The following is a 21,268-nucleotide window of genomic DNA, read 5'->3' as shown; positions in this document are numbered from 1 at the left end:
ACCGCCCCGGCCATGCTTCACGGCAGCCTCACAGCCCGACGGGGGATCATGTCCCTCACCAACACGAACCAGCGCGCGGACGGACAGGGACTCACGTGGCTCAGACGGACATGACGGGCTCGCGACGGTTGCCGTTCGGGCTGCTCACCCTCTGGGGCGCGAGCCGGCTGCTCCTGCTGCTGTTCGTCTTCAAGGTGTTCGTGTTCCCGGGGCCGGACGTCACCGGCGACGTCTCGGTGATCTACCACGGCTGGTACGGGACCCTGCGTGCGGGAACGTATCCCCTGGACGACGTCACCTGGCAGTACCCGCCCGCCGCCGCCCTCGCGATCCTCTCCCCCGCGCTGCTGCCCTTCCTGGACTACGCGTCGGCCTTCTTCGTCCTCGCCTTCCTCGCCGACCTCGGGGTCCTCGCGCTGCTCCTCCACGCGGGCGCGCGTCCCGGGAAGACCTGGCGCGGCGCCCGGGTGTGGGTGGTGGGCCTGCCCCTGCTGGGTCCGACCGTGTACGCCCGGTACGACGTGATGGTGACGGCGGTGGCGGTCGCGGCCCTCCTGGCCGGCAGCCGCCATCCGCGCGCGATGGGGGCGCTGACGGCCTTCGCGGCCCTGCTGAAGGTGTGGCCGGCGCTGCTGCTCCTGGGCGCCCGCCGGCGTGCCGCCTGGACCTGGGCGGCGGCCACCGGCCTCACACTGGCGGCCGGCTTCGCCCTGGCCATGCCCGGCGCCTTCGCCTTCCTGACCTTCCAGCGCGACCGGGGCACCGAGGTGGAGTCGCTGGGCGCGCTGGTGTTCCATGTGGCCCGGCAGTTCGGCTGGGAGGGGGAGGTACTGCTCAACTACGGCTCGGTGGAGTTCCTCGGCCCGCACGTCGACGTCGTCAGCGACGCGGCCCTGGTGCTCAGCGGGGTGGCCTTCGCCTGGCTGCTGCTGTGGCGGGTGCGGGCGCGGCGGTTCGCGCCGCACAGCCTCGCGGACGCGGCGTTCGTGGGGGTCCTGATGTTCACGGCCACGAGTCGGGTGATCAGCCCCCAGTACATGGTGTGGCTGGTGGGCCTGGCCGCCGTCTGTCTCTGCTTCCGGGCGAGCCGTATGGGGCCGTCGGCGGTCATGGTCCTGGTGGCGTCCTTCGTGACCGTCCTGGAGTTCCCGATCTGGTTCGGCCATGTCGTGGCCAGCGACTGGCTGGGCGTCACGCTCCTCTTCGTCCGCAACGGCCTCCTCGTCCTGGCGGCGCTCCTGGCGGCGTTCGAGTTGTGGCGGGAGACGGTGGTGGGGGGCGCTCCGGGGCGCGCCCCGGAGCGGGCCGAGCGTGCGAAGGAGCCGTTGGGTTCCTGAGGGTGGGGGTGTGGGGTGCGGTGTCGGGTGCGGGCGCGTGGGGGCTGGTCGCGCAGTTCCCCGCGCCCCTGAAAGCGCAGGCCCTGCGGGCCTGAAGAGCGCGGGGCGCAGCCCCTGCTTTTCAGGGGCGCGGGGAACTGCGCGAGAAGCCCCACCGGACCCGCACCCGACACCGCACCCCCACACCCCCACCCTCAACCCAGCTGCGCCCGAACGTACTCCCGCCACTCCCCCGTGAACTCCTCGACCGACGTGCCCAGAACCTCCTCCAAGGCACCCTCCACCGCCCCCTCCCGCTCCCCGTGCGCCCCGACCGCCCGGTAGAACTCGTCCAGGCGGACCTCGCCCCAGCGGTCGGCGATCAGGCGGCAGGCCAGCCACCCGCTCTCGTAGGCCTGGGCGAGTCTCCCGGAGTCGCCGTCGAAGCCGAAGTCGGCGTCGGCGGGGAGGGCGGCCGGGAGCCGTCCCTCCGCCAGCGCACGCCGGAGCTCCGGGGCCACCTCGGGGGCCGCGCGGCCGGTGCCCCGGTAGCCGACCCAGTCCGCGTAGCCCTCGGAGAGCCACAGCGGGGTCGCGGCGTTGGTGTGGGCGCGGGTGGCGACGTGGGTCGTCTCGTGGGTGAGGACGACCTGCTTGCCGAAGTCGCCGAGGACGGCGTACGCGTCGGGGTTGACGACGATCCGGTCCGCCGGTGCCTTCGCCGAGCCCCCCGCCTCCCCGGTGGTGACCGCCGCGATCCCCCGGTACCCGGACGCCGGCGCCCCCAGCAGCCCCGCCATCTCGTCCAGCGACTCCGGTACGACGACCACGACCCGCCGCGCCCAGTCCTCGCCCCACGCCTCCGTCACGGCGGGCACGGCCCGGTCCGCCAGCGCCGCGTACGCCCGCAGGAGGTCCGCCGACCGCCCGACCCCCAGCACGAGGCTCCGCTGCCCCCGTACCGCGATGATCCGCCCCTGCTCCCAGAGTTGTTCGGTGCCCTTGGTCGAGGGCTCGTCGGCGGCGACCCGCCACGCCCCGTCGTCGTCCCGGACGAGGGTCAGGGTCCGTACTGCGGTGACGGGCGCCTTGTCGTAGCCGCGGATGCGGTAGCGCAGGGCCGCCTCGGCCGTGGCCCGGTCGCCGGAGCGGTCGAAGGAGTTGAGGTCGTACGACCAGGAGGACAGCGGCAGACCGCGGAGGTTGGCGAACTCGGCTGCCCCGGTGGCCAGTTGACCGGCGACGGAGGAGTGGGGCGCCTCGGTGGCGCGGTAGGCCGCCCCGTCCCGCTCCAGGACCGCCGTGGCCCGCCGGTCCAGCATCCGCTGGACGTCGGCGCGGGCGGCGTCCGGGGCCGCGTTGCCGCCGCAGCCGACGAGGAGGGCGAGGACGAGGGCCGAGGGGACGCCTACGCGTCCCGGGAGCCCGCGCCGGCCCCCCGACCCGGGCCGGGAACGCGTCGTGCGCCTTCGACCAGCCACGTTCCCGATCGTACGGGGGTCCGGCCGCCCTGCGGCGGCCGGGAGCCAAAGCGGTCAGGGGCGGGTGACCGAGGCGATCGGCATCATGCCGACGGGGTCGTAGCGGACCGGGGCGCCCGGGTACGGGGCGTGGATGACCTGTCCGTTGCCGACGTACATGCCGACATGGCTGGCGTCGGGCCGGTAGGTGACCAGGTCGCCGGGCTGCGCCTGGGAGAGCGGGACCTGCGTGCCGGCGTACCGCTGGGCCTGCGAGGTACGGGGCAGACCGACACCGGCCTGCCCGTACGACCAGACCATGAGGCCGGAGCAGTCGAAGCCGTCGGGGCCGGTGGAACCCCACACGTACGGCTTGCCGAGGGCGGAGCGGGCCGCGGCGACGGCGGCGGCCGCGCGGCCGTTGAGGGCGACGGCGCCGGAGGGTTCGGGCATGTCGGTACGGCCCGAGGCGGTGGAGCGGGAGGCGCGGTCGTACTCGGCGCGCTCCTCGTCCGGGAGGGAGTTGAGCAGCTGCCGGGCGGCGGCGAGCTTGCCCTCGACGGTCCGCTTGTGCCGGGCGACGGCCTCGCGGCTCTTCTCCAGCTCGGTCAGCTTGTCGCCGGCCTCCGCGCGGTTCTGGTCGAGGCCGCGCATGGCCTGCTGGAGGTCGTGGAGTTCGCCCGCCTGGTGGGCGCTGATGCGGTCCAGGGCGGCGGCCCGGTCGAGGTAGTCGTCGGGGTTCTCGGAGAACAGCAGGGCGATCGACGGATCGACGGCGCCGGAGCGGTACTGGGCTCCGGCGAGCGAACCCAGCGACTCCCGCATGGCGTTGACGCGGTCCTGCTGCCGGGCGATCGAGTCCTGTGCGGTGCCGATCTGCTCACGCAGCTCGTCGGCGCGCTCGTCGGCCTTGTTGTACGCCTCGGTGGCCTTCTCGGCCTCCTCGTACAACCGGTCCACCTCGGCGCGGGTGTTGTCGTGCGGCGCGGCGGCGGCCTGCTGGACGGGAATGGCGCCGAGGGCGGCGGCAGCGGCGGACAGCACACCGAGGGCGGCGGCCGCGCCCCGGTCGAACCCGGACGGTACAAGGCGACTGTGGGACACCACGGGAAGCCGCACTCCCTTCGACGATGGACAGGGACCTCCCCCGGGCCGGGCACGCCCCGTGGGGCGCTCACGGCGGGTGAGGGAAGCGCGGCCGACAGTAGCCGCGCGACGGTGTCCCAGCCAAAGACCTCCACGACAACGCAGCGTGACGTCCGGCCTGGGACCCAGGTCACCAGCGGGGGAAGGGGTCAGCACGAGGTGTCGGAATTCGCCCGTTCGGGCGGCACTGTGTCCTGATCTTGAAGAAAAACAGGGCCGATCGTCACAGAGTGTGACGATCGGCCCTGTCGGAGGCGAAACGGGTGTCAGGCGACGCGGACACCGAACTGGAAGCTGCCGATGGTGCTCATCGACTCGTAGCGGACGACCTTGCCCGGGTACGGGGCGTGCAGGACCATGCCGTTGCCCGCGTAGAGGCCGACGTGGCCGAGGTCGTTGAAGAACACCAGGTCACCCGGCTTGAGTGCGTCACGGCCGATCTTCGTGCCGTCGTTCTGCTGGGTGTACGTGGTCCGGGTGATCGAGACACCGGCCTGGGCATAGGCCCACTGGGTCAGCCCGGAGCAGTCGTAGGAGTTGGGGCCGCTGCCGCCGGAGACATAGGGCTTGCCGACCTGGGTGTCGGCGGCGGCGAGGGCGGCGGCACCCCAGTTGGAGGCGGGCGCCTCGTTGCCGAGTTCGACGCGTTCCCCGGCGTCGCGGCTGGCGCGGGTCTCCTGCTCGTCCAGGGCGGCCTTCTCCTCGGCCGTCAGGGTGTTGAGGAGCTTCTGCGCGGCGGCCAGCTTGCTCTGGACTTCCTTCTTCTTGTCGGCCAGGGTCTCGCGGGTGTCCGCGAGGTCCTCCAGCTTCTCCGTGGCCTCCTGGCGCTGCTGCGCGAGCGTGCGCTGCTTCTCCTGGATCTTCTTGAGCGCCTCGACCTGCTGGCCGGTCAGCTGGTCGAGCGTGGCGGCCTTGTCCAGGTAGTCGTCGGGGTCGGCGGAGAGGAAGAGCTGGATCGAGGAGTCGATGCCGCCCGAGCGGTACTGGGCGCTGGCCGCCAGGCCTATGCCCTCACGCAGCTCGTTGAGCTCCTCCTGGCCCTTGGCGACGTTGTCCTGGATCGTGGAGATCTCTTTTTCGAGCTTCTCCTGCTTCTCCTCGGCCCCGTTGAGCTTGTCGGTGGCCCGCCCGGCGTCCTCGTAGAGCTTGTGGACCTTCGCCTGGACGTCGTCCTTGCTCGGCTTCTCGGCGGGCGCCGCGTTGGCGGCCTGCGAGCTCAGGGCCACGGCAGCGGCGGCAGCAGAGGTGAGCACGGTCACACGCGCACGGCTCGGCTGCTTGGGTCGACGGTGGGACGCCACGGTAGGTGAACTCCTTCATGTGAGCGACCGACCGGCGGGGACTCCGGCGACGATCACCCGTTCAGAGGTTTGAGCCCAGACCCTAGTGACCCAATGGTGATCACTTCAAATCCCCCACAGGAAAAATCCCGCCCCAGGGCGCACAATTTACACTCAACACACACGCAGTAGCGCTCGGTTGACGCTACGTTGCGCAACAGTTCCGTCAATTCGGGCATAGAGCCCGTACGTTGCCCTTGGTGCGCACGGCGTCAAAAGGTCACGAAAGGCGCTTGAGGAGCACCGCGGAGGCGACCGGCCGGGCCCCCGCCCTGGCGATCCCGTCGGCCACCTCACGGTCGGTGGAGGCGACGATGACCGGCCGACCGGGCGGTTCGGCACGCACCAGCTGGCGGATCAACTCGTCGGCCGTGACACCCGGTTTCGAGAACAGCACCCGCACCCCGCGCGGCGGCGCGAGCAGCACCGGCGCGGCCAGCTCCGCACCATCGAAGACACAGGTCACCTCGGCGCCGGTCTGCGCGGCGAGCTGAGAGAGCTGCCCGAGGAGCCGGAGCCGCTGCTTCTCCAGCGGCATCTGCGGATAGCCGGTCTTGGTGACGTTGTAGCCGTCGACGACGAGATGGGCCTGCGGCAGCGCCAGCAACTGGTCCAGGATGGCCGGGTCGTTCTCCGACAGCGCGCGAGCGGCGATGTCCTTCGGGGTCATCCGGCCCGGCTCGACCGCGTCGACGGTCTCGGCGGGCCGTACGGAGACCGGCGGCAGTGCCAGTTCCCGCCGCAGGCCCTGGGCCGCGTCCAGCACGGTGTCCAGCAGCAGCCGAACCCGCATGTCCTCGACGCTGCGGCCCTCGCGGGCGGCCCGCCGGGTGGCCTCCAGGGCGGCCTCCGCCTCGCCGAGCCGGGCCTTGAGCCGCCGGGTCTCGCTCTCGGCGGCGGACACCTGGGCGTGGCCCTCGGCTCGCAGGGTCTCCATCTCGGCGTGCAGCTTGCGCAGGGCGGCCTCGCCGCGCTTGACGTCGCTGAGGGCGGCCCGGAGCTTGCGGTGCAGCGAGTCGGCGTCCTTCTTGGCCGATTCCAGCTCCGCGCGCAGCCGCTCCGTCTCGGCCTTGGTGTGGCCGCGGGCCTCGGCGAGTTGCTCGCGCAGCCGCTCCAGTTCGGCCCGGCTCTCCTCGTCGGCGCGCTCGGCGTCCGCGCGCAGGGCCTCCTCGCCGGCGGCGGCGACCAGCTTCACCCAGCCCGTGGGACGCAGTACGTAGGCCGCGGCCGCCACGTCCAGCGGGTCCGCGGCCGGGGGCGGCGCGCCCGTGTCGAGAGCGCCGGCCAGCTCCGGGTGGGCCTCCCGGAACCGCTCCCCGATGCGCTGCCTGAAGAGCGTGTCGCCCTCCACGGCGGCCGCCATCGCGTTCCCGGCGAACTTCACCCGGCGGTTCGGGGCGAACCGGGCGTACTGCCTGAGCTGGGCGGGCAGTTCGGCGACGGTCAGCCCGCCGAAGCCGTCGGAGACGATCTGCACGACGCGTTTGCGGACGCCCTCGGGCAGCGGACGGTCGAGCACCTCAGCGGCGCCGTCGCCCGGCCCCCCGCCTGAGCTCTCCACCATCCGTCACCCCAATGTCTGTGCGGGACCGCTCCCTCAGGAGCCGGCGCCCGGCCTGTCCACGAGTTCCACCTGGTCCACGGCGTTGCACCAGCGGCAACGGACCGACTCGATGGTCTCACTGACCACGTTGCGCTCCTCGACCTCCGGCTTCCCGGCGAGGTCGAGGTGAACGTACTCGACGACCTTCGACGAGCGGGTCACGTCGAACCGCGTGAGGTTGCCACAGAGCGTGCAGCGCCAGCGGGTGGTGTCCGTCGGCAGGGGAACCGTCATCGTGGCTGCTCTTCCTTCTTCCAGTCTCCGTGAAGCACCGGCTCCCGGTGCGTGTGGCTCGTAACCCTACGGCCTGACCGGTCCTGGACGCCTGTTCGCCTGCGGTGACGGCGCGGATTGCCCGCGAGGGCGGGGCCACTCACCGTCGGCGGCGAGGCGGTCTGTGCGGTTGAGTCCCGTTACGTCATGCTCTGTTCATGATCGGCAAGTGGAGCACCTCGGCCGCCCGGGCCGTACGAAACGAGTCGGCGCCGGTGACGTACGGGCTGATCGCCGTCTGCTGCGCGATCTTCCTGATCGGACCGGCGGCGGGCCTCAACCCCGTGTACGGCACCGGCGACGAGCTGCTCGCCGCTCAGAGGGCGTACTTCCGACGCTGGGGCGTCGTCCCGGCCGAGCTGTTCCACGGCCCTCCGCGCGCGGCGCTCACCCCCCTCACGGCGCTCTTCGTCCACGGCAGCTGGCTGCATCTCCTCGGCAACATGCTCTTCCTCTTCGTCTTCGGGGCGATGGCCGAGGAACGCATGGGCCATGTGGAGTTCGCCCTCTTCTACGCGGGCTGCGGTTATCTCGCCCTGGTGGCGTACGCGGCCGCGCACGCCGGGTCGCCGCAGTCGCTGGTCGGTGCGTCGGGGGCGATCTCGGCGGTCCTCGGCGCGTTTCTCTTCCTGTTCCCCAGGGCGCGGGTGACGAGCCTTCTGCCCTTCCTCTTCTTTCTTCCGTTGCGGTTCCCGGCGTGGGTGACCCTGCCGTTCTGGGTGAGCCTGCAGTGGCTGGCCGCCGGTCGCCAGACCTCGGGTCCGGGGGTCGCTTATCTCGCGCATCTGGTGGGGTTCGGACTGGGTTTCGTCTACGCGTGGGGGCGTTACGGGCGTGGGGCTAGAGTGAAAGCGCCCGTGGATGTTCCGTCGGACGTCCCCGCTCCGGCCCCCGAGGGAGAGAAACAGCCGTGATCACCGCGATCGTGCTCATCAAGACCAGCGTGGACCGGATCCCGGAGATCGCGGAGTCGATCGCCGCGCTCGAATCCGTGAGCGAGGTGTTCTCGGTGACCGGTACCTACGACCTGGTCGCCATGGTCCGGGTGAAGGCCCACGACGACCTGGCCGATGTGATCCCCGGGTCCATCAGCAAGATCCCCGGCGTGCTGGGCACCGACACGCATGTGGCGTTCCGGACGTACTCACAGCACGACCTGGAGGCCGCGTTCGCCATCGGACTGGACGGCTGAGCGCCCACAGGCCGTGCCGAGATGAAGAAGTCCTCATCTCGCCCTCATCCGCGCCGACGGGTCCGCTCCGCGGGATCGTCTCCATGCTCTTCTCTCGCCGGCCTGGTGATGGCCCTCGCCGAGGCCATGGTCCGCGCGAGTGGACTCCTCACGGACGCCACGGAACGGGCCCTACGGATGATCGTGCTGGGCGCGGGGGTGACGGCGGGCAGCCGGACGACCGACCATCAGCCGGCCGACCGTCGGACAACCGACCACCAGCCGGACGACCGTCAGACGGCCGGGACGCAACGGCCGTCCTCCGTACGGTAGTTCCACTTCGCGCCGTCCCGTACGAGTTCCTTCACCGCGCCCACGAACCGCTCCACGTGCTCGTCGGGCGTGCCCGCGCCGAAGCTCACCCGGATCGCATTGAGGGAGCGCTCGCCGGGCGCGGCCTCGGGGGCGCCGCACTCTCCCTGGGTCTGCGGGTCACTGCCGAGAAGGGTGCGGACGAGGGGGTGGGCGCAGAAGAGGCCGTCGCGTACGCCGATGCCGTACTCGGCGGAGAGGGCGGCGGCGAAGTGGGAGCTGTTCCAGCCGTCGACGACGAAGGAGATGACGCCGACGCGCGGGGCGTCGTCTCCGAAGAGGGAGAGGATCCGCACCTCGGGCACCTCGGCGAGCCCGGCGCGCACGGTGTCGATCAGGTGCCGCTCACGTGCGACCAGCGCGTCGAACCCGGCCTCGGTGAGGGCCTTGCAGGCGGAGGCGATGGAGTAGGCGCCGATGACGTTGGGCGAGCCGGCCTCGTGCCGGGCGGCGGTGTCGTGCCACTCGACGTCCACGCCGCCGTCCGTGCGCCGGGTCACCTTACGGGAGGCGCCGCCTCCGGCGAGGTACGGCTCGGCCGTGGCGAGCCAGTCGGCGCGGCCGGCCAGGACGCCCGCCCCGAAGGGCGCGTACAGCTTGTGGCCGGAGAAGGCGACCCAGTCCACGTCCAACTCCTGTACGGAGAGGGGGTGGTGGGGTGCCAGCTGGGCGGCGTCGAGAACGATGCGCGCGCCGTGCGCGTGCGCGGCCGCAGCCAGCTCACGCACCGGCCAGATCTCGCCGGTGACATTGGAGGCACCCGTGACGCACACCAGCGCCGGCCCGCGCGGATCACGTTCGGCGAGGGCGGCCTCCAGGGTGGTCACGGCCTCCCGCGGCGTACGCGGCGCGTCCAGGTACGTCACCCGCGCGTTCCGCCAGGGCAGCAGGGAGGCGTGGTGCTCGGTCTCGAAGACGAAGACCTGGCAGTCGGCGGGGAGGGCCGCGGCCAGGAGGTTCAGCGAGTCGGTGGTCGACCGGGTGAACACGACCTGGTCCCCGGCCCGGCAGTCGAGGAACTCCGCGACGGTCCTGCGGGAGTTCTCGAAGAGGTCGGTCGACAGCTGGGAGAGGTAGCCGGCACCGCGGTGGACGCTGCCGTAGTAGGGCGCGTAGGCCGCCACGTCGTCCCAGACGCGCTGCAGGGCCGGGGCGCTGGCCGCGTAGTCGAGAGCGGCGTAGGTGACCTCGCCGCCGGTGACGAGCGGGACGGTGACATCTCGCCCCAGAACGGGCAGCGGGGCACAAACGGACCGGTCGGCGGCAAGGGTGGAGACAGACATGGCGGGACTCCCGTGAGGAGGCATGCGAAAGGAAGGCATGCGGAAGGAAGAGAAAGATGAGAAAGGGGTGCGCGGAGGCGGGGCTCGGCGGCCCTATCGCATTCGCTTGCTCACGGAAGACTCCCTCGAAACCGCGCTTGCCGTAGACCTCACTGCCTACGACCCGGTCTTCACCCGGGGCACCCCGCCACGGACGGAGGGTTGCCGGACAGCCAGCCGGGGCTATGGGCTGTCACTCATGACCTGAACGAGAACGTACGTGAAGTGATCGTCGCGCCGCAACTTATGTCCGGATGGCGGGATGGACGCGTGAGAGGTCGGAGGTGCGGGAGCGATGGCGGGTGCGGGTGGGTGGGGCTTCTCGCGCAGTTCCCCGCGCCCCTGAAAAGCAGGGCCTGCGCTTCTAGGGGCGCGGGGAACTGCGCGACCAGCCCCCACGCACCCGCACCCGACCCCCTACCTGTTCGTCGCCGCGACCCACCGCTCAAGAACTCGCCGCGCCGCCCCGGAATCGATCGACTCCGCGGCCTTGGCCATCCCACCCCGCAACTGCTCCGCCAGCGACCCGGACGTCGGCTCCAACGCCACCAGCGCCGCAGCCGAGTTCAACAGCACCGCATCCCGCACCGGCCCCGTCTCCCCGCCCAGCAACCGCCGCGCGACATCCGCGTTGTAGGACGCGTCGGCCCCCCGCAGCGCCTCCACCGGCACGAGTTCCAAGCCCACGTCACGCGGGTCGAAGCCCTCCTCGGTCACCTTGCCGTCCCGCACGACCCACACCCGCGAAGTCGCCGTGGTCGTCAGCTCGTCCAGCCCGTCGTCGCCCCGGAAGACGAGCGAGGAGTTGCCGCGCTCGGCGAAGACACCGGCCATGATCGGTGCCATTCGGGGGTCCGCGACACCGACCGCCTGCGCCCGTACCTTCGCGGGGTTGGCCAGCGGCCCGAGCGCGTTGAAGACGGTCCTGATGCCCAACTGACCGCGCGCGGCCGCCACATGACGCAGCGCCGGATGGAACTTCACCGCGAAGCAGAAGGTGATCCCGGCCTCCTCGGCGACCTCGGCGACCCGCTGCGGCGTCAGCTCCAGATTCACGCCGAGCTTCTCCAGCACATCGGACGCCCCGGAGGCCGACGACGCGGCCCGGTTGCCGTGCTTGACGACCTTCGCGCCCGTACCGGCGACGACGATCGACGACATCGTGGAGATGTTGACCGTCCTGGCGCCGTCCCCGCCCGTACCGACGATGTCGACGGTCCTCCCGGACACCTCGATCACCTTGGCGTGCTCGTACAGCGCCTCGACGAGACCGGTGATCTCCTCGACGGTCTCCCCCTTGGCCCGCAGTGCCACCACGAATCCGGCGATCTGCGCGTCCGTCGCCTCACCGCGCATGATCTGGTCCATCGCCCAGAAGGTCGCACCGGCGTCCTGGTCGTGCCCGGACAGCAACGCGTTCAGCACGGCGGGCCAGGAACGGCCCGCCGCGGTGTCGCCTCCAGCGGGGGTCACAGCGCTCATAGCCGCTCCTGGGTGTTCTGGCGCGCGAGAGAACCGCGCGATCCGTGAGACCTGTTGGTGCGTCCACCCTATCCAGGTCGGAGCACGGCGAAGGGCCCCCGTCCGAAGATCGGACGGGGGCCCTTCGACCGTGGTGTGGCGAAGCGAAGCGATCAGTGGTGGCCGTGGCCGCTCGTGATCTCCTTGTACTCCTCGACGGTCGGCTTGGCGATCTGGCTGTCCTCGCCGTAGTAGCCCTTGCTCAGCTTGACGCGGGCCTTCTCCAGGCGCGAGACCTTGCGGGCGACACCGTTCTCGTCGACCGCGGGACCGATCTCGGCCGGCTTGTACTGCTCGTGCGCCGTGAGCGTGTGCAGCTGCTCCTGGCTGAGCGGCTCGTGGACCTCGATGAACTCACCGTGCGGCAGACGCTTGATGATGCCGGTCTCGCGACCGTGCAGGATCTTGTCCTTGTCCCGGCGCTGCAGGCCGAGGCAGATGCGCTTGGTGACGATGAACGCGAGGACCGGGGCCACGAAGAACCCGATCCGGACGAACCAGGTGATGGCGTTGATCGACAGGTGGAAGTGGGTCGCCCAGAGGTCGTTTCCACCACCGATCAGCAGGACCATGTACCAGGTGATCCACGCGACACCGAAGGCCGTACGGGTCGGCGCGTTGCGCGGGCGGTCCAGGATGTGGTGCTCGCGCTTGTCGCCGGTGACCCAGGACTCGATGAACGGGTAGACCGCGATCGCGACCAGGACCAGCGGGAAGATCACCAGCGGGATGAAGACGCCCAGGACGAGCGTGTGACCCCAGAAGTTGATCTCCCAGCCCGGCATGACACGGATCAGACCCTCGGAGAAGCCCATGTACCAGTCGGGCTGGGCACCGGTGGAGACCTGGTCCGGCCGGTAGGGGCCGATGCTCCAGATCGGGTTGATCGTGGCGATCGCCGAGATGATCGCGATGACGCCGAAGACCAGGAAGAAGAAGCCGCCGGCCTTCGCCATGTACACGGGGAGCAGCGGCATGCCGACGACGTTGTTGTTCGTCTTTCCGGGGCCCGCGTACTGCGTGTGCTTGTGGTAGAAGACCAGGATCAGGTGCGCCACCACCAGACCGAGCATGATGCCCGGCAGCAGCAGGATGTGGACCGAGTAGAAGCGGGCCACGAAGTCGCCGCCCGGGAACTCTCCGCCGAAGAGGAAGAACGACAGGTACGTGCCGACGATCGGCACGGACAGGACCGCGCCCTCCATGAAGCGGACACCGGTGCCGGAGAGCAGGTCGTCCGGGAGCGAGTAACCGGTGAAACCGGTGAACATGCCGAGGACGAACAGCAGGAAGCCGAACAGCCAGTTGACCTCACGCGGCTTGCGGAACGCGCCGGTGAAGAACACGCGCATCATGTGCACGAACATGCCGGCGAGGAAGACCAACGCGGCCCAGTGGTGGATCTGCCGGATCAGCAGACCACCGCGCACCTCGAAGGAGATGTGCATGGTCGAGTTGAACGCCTCGGACATCAGCTGGCCCTGCAGCGGGACGTAGCTGCCGTGGTACTCCACCTCGTTCATCGACGGGTGGAAGAACAGCGTCAGGTACACACCCGTGAGGATGATGATGATGAAGCTGTACAGGCAGATCTCGCCCAACATGAACGACCAGTGGTCGGGGAAGATCTTGCGCATGTTGGCCTTGGCCAGGGAGTAGATCCCGAGCCGGCCGTCGGCCCAGTCGGCGACGCGCTCGCCGGCCGGGGCCTTGTCACGCTTGTCGCGCGCGTCGGTGCTGGTCGTAGTGCTCATCCGCGCTCCCAGAAGGAAGGACCGACGGGCTCTTCGAAGTCGCTGACCGCTTCGAGGTAGCCGTCTTCACCGACGGTGATCCTCAGCTGCGGAAGGGCGTGACCCGCGGGGCCGAAGATGACCCGGCCGCCGTCGGCGAGGTCGAAGGTGGACTGGTGGCAGGGGCAGAGCACGTGGTGCGTCTGCTGCTCGTACAGGGAGATCGGGCAACCGACGTGGGTGCAGATCTTCGAGTACGCGACGATGCCCTCGTGCGACCACTCCAGCTCGCGCTTGTCCTTGATGTCGTCCGGCTGGATCCGGACGATCATCAGGGCGTCCTTGGCGATGTTCTTCTGGAAGTCGTGGTCGTGCTCGTCCAGGCCGTCCGGCATGGCGAAGGTCAGCGACCCGACCGCGACGTCCGAGGGACGCAGCGGCTCCATGGTGTTCATGTTGACGAGCTTCTTGCCCTTGGCCCACGTGGTGTGCCGCAGCTTGGTGCCGGGCGCGGGGCCGAGGCCGCCGAGCAGGAAGACACCGGAGAGCGGGAACAGCGTCAGCGCGCCGAACATCGTGTTGCGGATCAGCTTGCGGCGGCCGAGCGCGGACTCCTTGGCGCCCTGCTTGAAGTCGGCCAGGACCTTGGCCTTGACCTCGGGCGAGGCCTCGATCGGGTGACGCTCGTCGGCGACCTCCACGTCCGACATCAGCGTGCGGGCCCAGTGGACCGCGCCGGCGCCGATGCAGAACAGCGACAGGCCCAGCGTCATGCCCAGCGCGAAGTTCAGCGCGCTGATGTGACCGATCGGCCAGACGTAGATCGACTTGTCGACGTCGATCACCAGGTACGAGGCGATGAAGCCGACGGTGGCCAGCATCGACACCGTGAACAGCAGGGCGACCGTGCGCTCGGACCGCTTGGCGGCCCGCTCGTCGATGTCCTGGACCCGGTGCTGGTGGGGCGGCAGGCCGGGGTCCGCGAAGGGGTTCTCCTCGTCCGCGACCGTCACCACGCCGTGCGTGTCCTGCTCGGTGGGCAGGTTCTCTTCTGGAATCTCTTGGCTACTCATGACTTCTTGGCCTTTGCGGTCCGAGCGGCGACCCACACGGCGACGGCGATCAGCGAGCCGAGCCCGAACACCCAGCCGAAGAGGCCTTCGCTGACCGGGCCGAGCCCGCCGAGGCTGAGGCCACCGGGCTCCACGGTGTCGTCGCTGTTGACCGCGTCGAGGTACGCGATGATGTCCTTCTTGTTCTCCTCCGACAGCGTGGTGTCGGGGAAGGACGGCATGTTCTGCGGGCCCGTCTGCATGGCCTCGTAGATGTGCTTCGGGTCGACACCCTCAAGGGACGGCGCGTACTTGCCCTCGGACAGCGCACCACCCTTGCCGGTGAAGTTGTGGCACTGGGCGCAGTTGGTGCGGAAGAGTTCGCCGCCCTCGGCGATGTCCGCGCCCTCGGGGTCGTACTCGTTCTCGGTCGGGATCTCCGGGCCCGCGCCCAGGGAGGCGATGTACGCCGCGAGCTGGTCGATCTCGGCCTGCGAGTAGACGACCGGCTTCTTCGGGACCTGCGCGCCCGGCTGCTGGGCCGGCATACGGCCGGTGCCGACCTGGAAGTCGACGGCCGCCGCGCCCACACCCACCAGGCTGGGACCGTCGGAGGTGCCCTGACCGCCGGTGCCGTGGCAACTCGCGCAGCCGACGGCGTAGAGCTTCTTGCCCTCCTCGATGGTGAGGGTCTGCGCGGTTTCTTCGGCCACCGCCTTGTCCGCGGGTGCGAAGGCGGTGTACAGCCCCGCGCAGGCCGCCAGCGCGATGGTTAGGACGACGAGCGCCGCCAGCGGATGGCGTCGTCGTGCGGAGAGCTTTTTCACGGATTACCCCGGTGTCAGGATCTTCTGCGTCGGTGCTTCTGGAAGGGTCGTTCTCGGTGCGAGGCGGGCGCGTCGGTCGGCCCGGCTCGGCCGACCGATCTACTTGATCATGTAGATCGTGGCGAAGAGGCCGATCCAGACGACATCGACGAAGTGCCAGTAGTAGGACACGACGATGGCCGCGGTCGCCTGCTCGTGGGTGAACCTCTTGGCCGCGTAGGTGCGTCCGAGGACCAGCAGGAAGGCGATGAGACCGCCCGTCACGTGCAGGCCGTGGAAGCCGGTGGTCAGGTAGAAGACCGAGCCGTACGGGTCGGACGAGAGCGACAGGCCCTCGTGCTTGACCAGCTCGGTGTACTCGAAGACCTGACCGCCGATGAAGATCGCACCCATCACGAACGTGACGATGAACCACATCCGGAGCTTCTTCACGTCCCCGCGCTCGGCGGCGAACACGCCGAGCTGGCAGGTGAGGGAGGAGAGCACCAGGATCGTGGTGTTCGTCGCCGAGAACGGGAAGTTCAGGGTGTCGGCCTTCTCCGACCAGAACTCCGGACCGGTCACCGATCGCAGGGTGAAGTACATCGCGAAGAGGGCCGCGAAGAACATCAGCTCGGAACTCAACCAGATGATGGTTCCGACGCTGGTGAGGTTCGGCCGGTTGACCGACGGGTGCGCGTGCCCGGTTTCTACTGTCGTTGCTGTCGCCACGACCGACATTATGTCGGTCGCTTATCCCGCCCTCACTCCGGGGGGTGCCGTTCGGAGTGTTGCTCCCTTCCGTACCGGTGCTGACGTGGTGTTCGAGGGAGTAGCATCCGCGCATCGGGCCTGTCCTTAAGACGCTGACGTCACGGAGGAACAATGCAGCCGACCGCCACGGTGCTGGTCTACAGCGACGACTCCAACACCCGCGAACAAGTTCGGTTGGCGACGGGGCGCCGTCCGGCACCGGATGTGCCCCAGGTGGAGTTCCTGGAGTGCGCGACCCCCGCCGCCGTCATCAAGGAGCTGGACAAGGGCGGGATCGACGTCTGCGTCCTGGACGGCGAGGCCGTGCCCATGGGGGGCATGGGGGTGTGCCGCCAGATCAAGGACGAGATCTTCGAGTGCCCGCCGGTGCTGGTGCTGATCGGGCGGCCGCAGGACGCGTGGCTCGCGACGTGGAGCCGGGCGGACGCCGCGGTGACCCTGCCGGTGGAGCCGGTGGAGTTCGCGGCGGCGCTCGCCTCCCTGCTCCGTAGCAGGCAGGCACTGAGCGCCTAGACCGACTCCGGCCTCAGGCGGGCCTGCACCTGGGGCCCGGGGACCTCCTTCGTGCCGCCCACCAGGGCGCTGCCCTCGCGCCAGTTCTTCCAGTCGAGGTTCCAGTCGCCGTAGCCGTTGCCGAAGGGGGCCATGGTGTCGCCGGCCGAGTTGACGACCTCGACGATGTCGCCCTCGTTGATGGTGTCGTAGAACCACTGGGCGTTGCCCATGCTCATGCCGGTGCAGCCGTGGCTGACGTTGGCGTATCCCTGGGAGCCGGTGGACCAGGGGGCGGCGTGGACGTACTCGCCGCTGTTGGTGACCCTGACGGAGTGGTGCACGGTCAGGTCGTAGAAGTCCGACGCACCTATGCTGGCGCTGGTCATGCGAACGGTACCTTCCTTGGCCAGTACCACTTTGACGCCGTTGCGGGTGTCGTAGCCGGGCATGCCGGTGGTGACCGGTATCTGCTTGATGACCTCGTCGTTCTTGTAGACGGTCATCTGGTGCGAGGCGGCGTCCGTGACGGCGACTATCTTGGCGCCGGTCGTCAGCTCGATGGGCTCGGCCTTCCCGCCCCAGAGCCGGTCGCCTATCTTGAGGCCCTCCAGGTTGCTGTGCACCCGGATGGTGGCCTCGGCGGGCCAGTACTCCTTGGGCCGGTAGTGCAGCTTCTTGTCGTCCACCCAGTGCCAGGCGCCCTCCGCCGCGGGTGTGGAGTCCACCTTGAGCGCCCGTTCGACGACGGCCCGCGCGGCCTTGTCCTTGACCGGTCGGCTGAGCTCGGCGGTGACGGGCTGGCCGACGCCGTACCTGCCCTCCTTCGGTCCGAAGGTGACGTTCAGGCGCTTCTTGGTGAGCGGGCGGCCGGTGTCGAAGGCGACGGTCTCGCGGCCGGGGGCGCCGTCCTCGTCCTCGGTGCTCACGTGGACCGTGTAGCGGGCGTTGGCGGCGAGCGGTGAGGTGGAGTGCCAGCGACCCCCGTCGGCGGAGAGTTCGCCCGCCACGTAGCGTCCTGCGGCGTCCACGGCGGTGACGTCGGTGATGCGTCCGTCGTTCTCGGCGGTGACTTCCAGCGGCTTGTCCGGGTCGGCCTTCTCACCGTCACCGGGGGTGTTGAAGGAGACGTGGTCGGCCGCGTCGTAGGGCTTGCCCGAGAGGGGGTGGCCGCCGGAACCGCAGGCGGTGACGCCCGCTCCCAGGGAGACCACCAGCAGGGCGCAGCCGGCGACCGTGCGGTTACGGCGCGGGCGCGCCGGTGTCGAGAGTCCGAGCGCGCGGAGGCCCGAAGGGTCGAGCACGGTCGGGCTCTCGACACCGGCTGTGGCGCCCTTGCAAAGTTCTGCTGTGTTCATGGGTTCAACGTAGGAACGCCCGTCGGGCGTGGCGCGCCGGGTGACCCGAGTGGGCTACGCGGGACGTGGCGAAAGGGGGAAGCCCGGACCTCCTGTCGGAGTGTCCGGGCTTCCGTGCGCGCGGTGCGTGCTAGCGGCGCCGTGCTACTGGTTCTGGTTCTCGCCGCGGTAGTACTCGAAGACCCAGCCCCACAGGCCGATCAGGATGATCGGGGTCGAGAAGTACAGCAGCCACCAGCCGAAGACGACGCCCATGAAGGCGAGCGCGCCGCCCACGCCCAGGGCGAGGGGCTGCCAGCTGTGCGGGCTGAAGAAGCCCAGCTCACCGGCGTCGTCCGCGACGTCGGCCTCCTTGTCGTCCTGCGCGCCCACGTCGACCCGCCGAGCCGTGAAGGCCAGGTAGTAGCCGACCATGATGCACAGGCCGAAGGCCAGGAAGAGGGCCGTGGTGCCGGCCGGCTCCTTCGACCACACGCCATAGACGATCGCCATGGCGAGGACGAAGACGCTCAGCCAGATGAACATCTTGCCTTGGACCTTCACTTGCCGGCCTCCTTGCCGCTGGTCGCGAGCTCGTTGGCCGCCGGGCCGCCTTGCGCGAGCTGTTCGAGCGCGGCGATCTCCGGGTGGTGCAGGTCGAACGCCGGGGATTCACTGCGGATCCGCGGCAGGGTGAGGAAGTTGTGCCGCGGCGGCGGGCAGGAGGTCGCCCACTCCAGGGAGCGGCCGTAGCCCCACGGGTCGTCGACGCCGACGGGCTTGCCGTACTTGGCGGTCTTCCACACGTTGTAGAGGAACGGCAGGATCGACAGACCGAGCACGAACGAGGCGATCGTGGAGATCGTGTTCAGCGCGGTGAACCCGTCGGCCGCGAGGTAGTCCGCGTACCGGCGCGGCATGCCCTCGGCGCCCAGCCAGTGCTGGACGAGGAAGGTGCCGTGGAAGCCGATGAACAGCGTCCAGAAGGTGATCTTGCCGAGGCGCTCGTCGAGCATCTTGCCCGTCATCTTCGGCCACCAGAAGTGGAAGCCGGAGAACATCGCGAACACCACGGTGCCGAAGACGACGTAGTGGAAGTGCGCCACCACGAAGTACGAGTCGGAGACGTGGAAGTCCATCGGGGGCGAGGCCAGGATGACACCGGTCAGACCACCGAAGGTGAAGGTGATCAGGAAGCCGGTCGCCCAGAGCATCGGCGTCTCGAAGGACAGCGAGCCCTTCCACATCGTGCCGATCCAGTTGAAGAACTTCACACCGGTCGGTACGGCGATGAGGAACGTCATGAAGGAGAAGAACGGCAGCAGTACGCCACCGGTGACGTACATGTGGTGCGCCCACACCGTGACGGAGAGGCCGGCGATCGCGATGGTCGCGCCGATCAGGCCCATGTAGCCGAACATCGGCTTGCGGGAGAAGACCGGGATGACCTCGGAGATGATGCCGAAGAACGGCAGCGCGATGATGTACACCTCTGGATGGCCGAAGAACCAGAAGAGGTGTTGCCAGAGCAGGGCGCCGCCGTTGGCCGCGTCGAAGACGTGCGCACCGAACTTGCGGTCCGCCTCCAGGGCGAACAGCGCGGCCGCGAGGACCGGGAAGGCGAGCAGGACCAGGACACCGGTCAGCAGCACGTTCCAGGTGAAGATCGGCATGCGGAACATGGTCATGCCGGGCGCGCGCATGCAGATGATCGTGGTGATGAAGTTGACCGAGCCGAGGATCGTGCCGAAGCCGGAGAAGGCCAGACCCATGATCCACATGTCGGCGCCGATGCCCGGGCTGCGGACCGCGTCCGACAGCGGGCTGTAGGCGAACCAGCCGAAGTCGGCCGCGCCCTGCGGGGTGAGGAAGCCACCGACCGCGATGAGCGAGCCGAAGAGGTACAGCCAGTACGCGAACATGTTCAGCCGCGGGAACGCCACGTCGGGCGCGCCGATCTGCAGCGGCATGATCCAGTTGGCGAATCCGGCGAACAGCGGCGTCGCGAACATCAGCAGCATGATCGTGCCGTGCATCGTGAACGCCTGGTTGAACTGCTCGTTCGACATGATCTGCGTACCCGGGCGGGCGAGCTCGGCGCGCATGAAGAGCGCCATGACGCCGCCGATGCAGAAGAACGCGAACGACGTGACCAGGTACAGCGTGCCGATCGTCTTGTGGTCGGTGGTCGTCAGCCACTTCACCACGACGTTGCCGGGCTGCTTGCGCCGTACCGGCAGCTCGTCCTCGTACGAGCCTCCGGTCTCGGCGGAAGCACCCTGGGGTTCGTTGAGGATGCTCACAGTTGGTTCGTCTCCCGGTTCTTCTCGTGGCTCGTCTGCTCAATGCCGGCCGGGACGTAACCGGTCTGGCCCTTCTCCACGAGCGACTTGAGGTGCTCCTCGTAGCGCTCCTGGGAGACGACCTTCACGTTGAAGAGCATCCGAGAGTGGTCCACGCCGCAGAGTTCGGCGCACTTGCCCAGGAAGGTGCCCTCCTGGTTGGGGGTCACCTGGAAGGCGTTGGTGTGGCCCGGGATGACGTCCTGCTTCATCAGGAACGGCACCACCCAGAAGGAGTGGATGACGTCACGCGAGGTGAGGACGAAGCGGACCGTCTTGCCCTCAGGGAGCCAGAGGGTCGGGCCGGGGTTGCCGGTCTGCGGGTTCTTGTCGCCAGGAATGCCGCAGGTGTAGGCACCGCCGGCGTTCGCCGGGAAGTCCTCCTTGAACCGGTCCGGGATGGCGGCCAGGTTCTCGTCGGTCTTCGCGTCGCCCGTGGAGCCGTCGACGTTCTCGATGTAGTTGAAACACCAGCTCCACTGGAAGCCGACCACGTTGACCGTGAGGTCGGGCTTCTTCGACGTGTCGAGGAGCTTCGACTCGTCGCGGGCGGTGAAGTAGAAGAGCACCGAGACGATGATCAGCGGGACGACCGTGTACAGCGCCTCGATGGGCATGTTGTACCGGGTCTGCGGGGGAACTTCGACCTTGGTGCGGCTGCGCCGGTGGAAGAAAGCACTCCACAGGATCAGGCCCCACACCAGCACGCCCGTGGCGAGCGCGGCCGCCCACGACCCCTGCCACAGGGAGAGGATCCGCGGAGCCTCTTCCGTGGTCGGGGTGGGCATACCCAGGCGGGGGAAGTCCTCCCATGTGCAACCGGTGGCGGTCGCCAGGACCAGGCCTGCGGTCATTGCCTGCAGCAGCTTCCGCCGCATCGGGCGCCGCGGCATGGGGGTACCGCCCACGCCCTTAAGGCGGTGGGGGAGGTCGGAGCCGTTGGGACTCACGTAGCGCCTTCCCGAGGTTCTCGCCCGCGCGGTATGGGTGCGGCCTTCTCGCTGGTCGGTCGCCGCCCTGCGACGGGCAGGGGTTTGGATGTTTATGCGGACCAAACCCTACTGGACGCGTTTTGGGGTCGCGCGGGGAGGGGGTACCAACTCGCCGGGGGTCACGCCCGGCGCCTAATAGCTCGGGGGTTCGGGTGTTTTGGCGGGTGCGGGGTGTGTTGTGGTCGTTCGCGGAGTTCCCCGCGCCCCTTTGTTGTC

General features: G+C 69.5%; 19 protein-coding genes and 1 riboswitch. Of the genes, 4 read left to right on the top strand and 15 right to left on the bottom strand.

The genetic code is table 11. The features are described 5' to 3' along the window. Positions 1-110: 110 nt before the first annotated feature. Positions 111-1,337, top strand: a complete 1,227-nt coding sequence (locus K1J60_RS32985) for a glycosyltransferase family 87 protein (protein ID WP_220651814.1) — start codon at positions 111-113, stop codon at positions 1,335-1,337. 194 nt (positions 1,338-1,531) lie between these two features. Here K1J60_RS32985 and K1J60_RS32980 read toward each other — a convergent pair whose 3' ends face one another. The 5 genes from K1J60_RS32980 to K1J60_RS32960 all read right to left on the bottom strand — a co-directional run bounded on the left by K1J60_RS32980 (position 1,532) and on the right by K1J60_RS32960 (position 7,099). Next, on the bottom strand, positions 1,532-2,797 hold the full coding sequence (locus tag K1J60_RS32980) for a basic secretory family protein (protein ID WP_220649392.1): 1,266 nt from the start codon (positions 2,795-2,797) through the stop codon (positions 1,532-1,534). Between the two features lie 54 nt (positions 2,798-2,851). Beyond that, positions 2,852-3,883 (bottom strand): C40 family peptidase, encoded by a 1,032-nt coding sequence (locus K1J60_RS32975; RefSeq protein ID WP_220649391.1) that lies wholly within the window; start codon positions 3,881-3,883, stop codon positions 2,852-2,854. Positions 3,884-4,188: 305 nt separating this feature from the next. Then, on the bottom strand, positions 4,189-5,223 hold the full coding sequence (locus K1J60_RS32970; RefSeq protein ID WP_220649390.1) for a C40 family peptidase: 1,035 nt from the start codon (positions 5,221-5,223) through the stop codon (positions 4,189-4,191). A 259-nt stretch (positions 5,224-5,482) separates the two neighbouring features. Beyond that, entirely contained in the window at positions 5,483-6,826 is a 1,344-nt protein-coding gene (locus tag K1J60_RS32965) for an NYN domain-containing protein (RefSeq protein WP_220649389.1), read from the bottom strand. 33 nt (positions 6,827-6,859) lie between these two features. Next, on the bottom strand, positions 6,860-7,099 hold the full coding sequence (locus tag K1J60_RS32960; protein WP_033528168.1) for a hypothetical protein: 240 nt from the start codon (positions 7,097-7,099) through the stop codon (positions 6,860-6,862). 197 nt (positions 7,100-7,296) lie between these two features. Here K1J60_RS32960 and K1J60_RS32955 point away from each other — a divergent pair, with 197 nt between their 5' ends. Both K1J60_RS32955 and K1J60_RS32950 read left to right on the top strand, forming a co-directional pair. Beyond that, a complete protein-coding gene (locus K1J60_RS32955; protein ID WP_220649388.1) occupies positions 7,297-8,052 on the top strand; it encodes a rhomboid family intramembrane serine protease in 756 nt (251 codons plus the stop codon). Next, positions 8,049-8,330, top strand: a complete 282-nt coding sequence (locus K1J60_RS32950; RefSeq protein WP_033528170.1) for an Lrp/AsnC family transcriptional regulator — start codon at positions 8,049-8,051, stop codon at positions 8,328-8,330. The genes K1J60_RS32955 and K1J60_RS32950 overlap by 4 nt, the downstream gene beginning before the upstream one ends. Before the next feature lie 272 nt (positions 8,331-8,602). Here the strand turns inward: K1J60_RS32950 and K1J60_RS32945 are convergent, their stop codons facing one another. From K1J60_RS32945 to ctaE, 6 genes are all read right to left on the bottom strand, one after another. Next, the gene (locus K1J60_RS32945) at positions 8,603-9,964 is read right to left on the bottom strand and encodes an aminotransferase class V-fold PLP-dependent enzyme (protein ID WP_220649387.1); all 1,362 of its coding nucleotides are present in this window, start codon (positions 9,962-9,964) and stop codon (positions 8,603-8,605) included. A gap of 128 nt (positions 9,965-10,092) precedes the next feature. Further along, a riboswitch (SAM riboswitch) is annotated at positions 10,093-10,208 on the bottom strand. 212 nt (positions 10,209-10,420) lie between these two features. Continuing rightward, a complete protein-coding gene (trpD, locus tag K1J60_RS32940) occupies positions 10,421-11,485 on the bottom strand; it encodes an anthranilate phosphoribosyltransferase (protein WP_220649386.1) in 1,065 nt (354 codons plus the stop codon). A gap of 152 nt (positions 11,486-11,637) precedes the next feature. Beyond that, complete coding sequence (gene qcrB, locus K1J60_RS32935; RefSeq protein WP_220649385.1) at positions 11,638-13,278, bottom strand: cytochrome bc1 complex cytochrome b subunit; 1,641 nt, start codon at positions 13,276-13,278, stop codon at positions 11,638-11,640. Further along, positions 13,275-14,330 carry a cytochrome bc1 complex Rieske iron-sulfur subunit gene (qcrA, locus tag K1J60_RS32930; protein ID WP_220649384.1) on the bottom strand — a complete coding sequence of 352 codons (1,056 nt, stop codon included), beginning with the start codon at positions 14,328-14,330 and terminating at the stop codon, positions 13,275-13,277. The genes qcrB and qcrA overlap by 4 nt, the downstream gene beginning before the upstream one ends. After that, positions 14,327-15,136, bottom strand: coding sequence for a cytochrome bc1 complex diheme cytochrome c subunit (gene qcrC, locus K1J60_RS32925; protein ID WP_220649383.1), 810 nt, complete (start codon positions 15,134-15,136; stop codon positions 14,327-14,329). The genes qcrA and qcrC overlap by 4 nt, the downstream gene beginning before the upstream one ends. Before the next feature lie 99 nt (positions 15,137-15,235). Continuing rightward, entirely contained in the window at positions 15,236-15,856 is a 621-nt protein-coding gene (ctaE, locus tag K1J60_RS32920) for an aa3-type cytochrome oxidase subunit III (RefSeq protein WP_033528179.1), read from the bottom strand. Positions 15,857-16,000: 144 nt separating this feature from the next. Between ctaE and K1J60_RS32915 the strand changes: the two genes are divergently transcribed. Next, entirely contained in the window at positions 16,001-16,402 is a 402-nt protein-coding gene (locus tag K1J60_RS32915; RefSeq protein WP_220649382.1) for a response regulator, read from the top strand. Here K1J60_RS32915 and K1J60_RS32910 read toward each other — a convergent pair. From K1J60_RS32910 to ctaC, 4 genes are all read right to left on the bottom strand, one after another. Next, positions 16,399-17,739, bottom strand: a complete 1,341-nt coding sequence (locus tag K1J60_RS32910; RefSeq protein ID WP_259408033.1) for a L,D-transpeptidase — start codon at positions 17,737-17,739, stop codon at positions 16,399-16,401. The genes K1J60_RS32915 and K1J60_RS32910 overlap by 4 nt on opposite strands. Positions 17,740-17,883: 144 nt before the next feature. Beyond that, positions 17,884-18,282: a cytochrome c oxidase subunit 4 gene (locus tag K1J60_RS32905; RefSeq protein WP_033528182.1), complete on the bottom strand. Its 399-nt coding sequence runs from the start codon at positions 18,280-18,282 to the stop codon at positions 17,884-17,886. Next, positions 18,279-20,021, bottom strand: a complete 1,743-nt coding sequence (gene ctaD, locus K1J60_RS32900) for an aa3-type cytochrome oxidase subunit I (RefSeq protein WP_220649381.1) — start codon at positions 20,019-20,021, stop codon at positions 18,279-18,281. Before ctaD ends, K1J60_RS32905 begins: the two co-directional genes overlap by 4 nt. Then, complete coding sequence (gene ctaC / locus K1J60_RS32895) at positions 20,018-21,010, bottom strand: aa3-type cytochrome oxidase subunit II (protein ID WP_398683654.1); 993 nt, start codon at positions 21,008-21,010, stop codon at positions 20,018-20,020. The genes ctaD and ctaC overlap by 4 nt, the downstream gene beginning before the upstream one ends. Between the last annotated feature and the right edge of the window lie 258 nt (positions 21,011-21,268).

The sequence above is a fragment of the Streptomyces akebiae genome (assembly GCF_019599145.1).
Lineage (GTDB): Bacteria > Actinomycetota > Actinomycetes > Streptomycetales > Streptomycetaceae > Streptomyces > Streptomyces akebiae.
This window is presented reverse-complemented; position numbering and strand designations above follow the sequence as displayed.

Coding starts and splice junctions, on each gene's coding strand:
- K1J60_RS32985 (WP_220651814.1), top strand. CDS start 111: ATGACGGGCTCGCGACGGTTGCCGTTCGGGCTGCTCACCCTCTGGGGC.
- K1J60_RS32965 (WP_220649389.1), bottom strand. CDS start 6,826: ATGGTGGAGAGCTCAGGCGGGGGGCCGGGCGACGGCGCCGCTGAGGTG.
- K1J60_RS32960 (WP_033528168.1), bottom strand. CDS start 7,099: ATGACGGTTCCCCTGCCGACGGACACCACCCGCTGGCGCTGCACGCTC.
- K1J60_RS32955 (WP_220649388.1), top strand. CDS start 7,297: ATGATCGGCAAGTGGAGCACCTCGGCCGCCCGGGCCGTACGAAACGAG.
- K1J60_RS32945 (WP_220649387.1), bottom strand. CDS start 9,964: ATGTCTGTCTCCACCCTTGCCGCCGACCGGTCCGTTTGTGCCCCGCTG.
- trpD (WP_220649386.1), bottom strand. CDS start 11,485: ATGAGCGCTGTGACCCCCGCTGGAGGCGACACCGCGGCGGGCCGTTCC.
- qcrB (WP_220649385.1), bottom strand. CDS start 13,278: ATGAGCACTACGACCAGCACCGACGCGCGCGACAAGCGTGACAAGGCC.
- qcrA (WP_220649384.1), bottom strand. CDS start 14,330: ATGAGTAGCCAAGAGATTCCAGAAGAGAACCTGCCCACCGAGCAGGAC.
- ctaE (WP_033528179.1), bottom strand. CDS start 15,856: ATGTCGGTCGTGGCGACAGCAACGACAGTAGAAACCGGGCACGCGCAC.
- K1J60_RS32915 (WP_220649382.1), top strand. CDS start 16,001: ATGCAGCCGACCGCCACGGTGCTGGTCTACAGCGACGACTCCAACACC.
- K1J60_RS32910 (WP_259408033.1), bottom strand. CDS start 17,739: ATGAACACAGCAGAACTTTGCAAGGGCGCCACAGCCGGTGTCGAGAGC.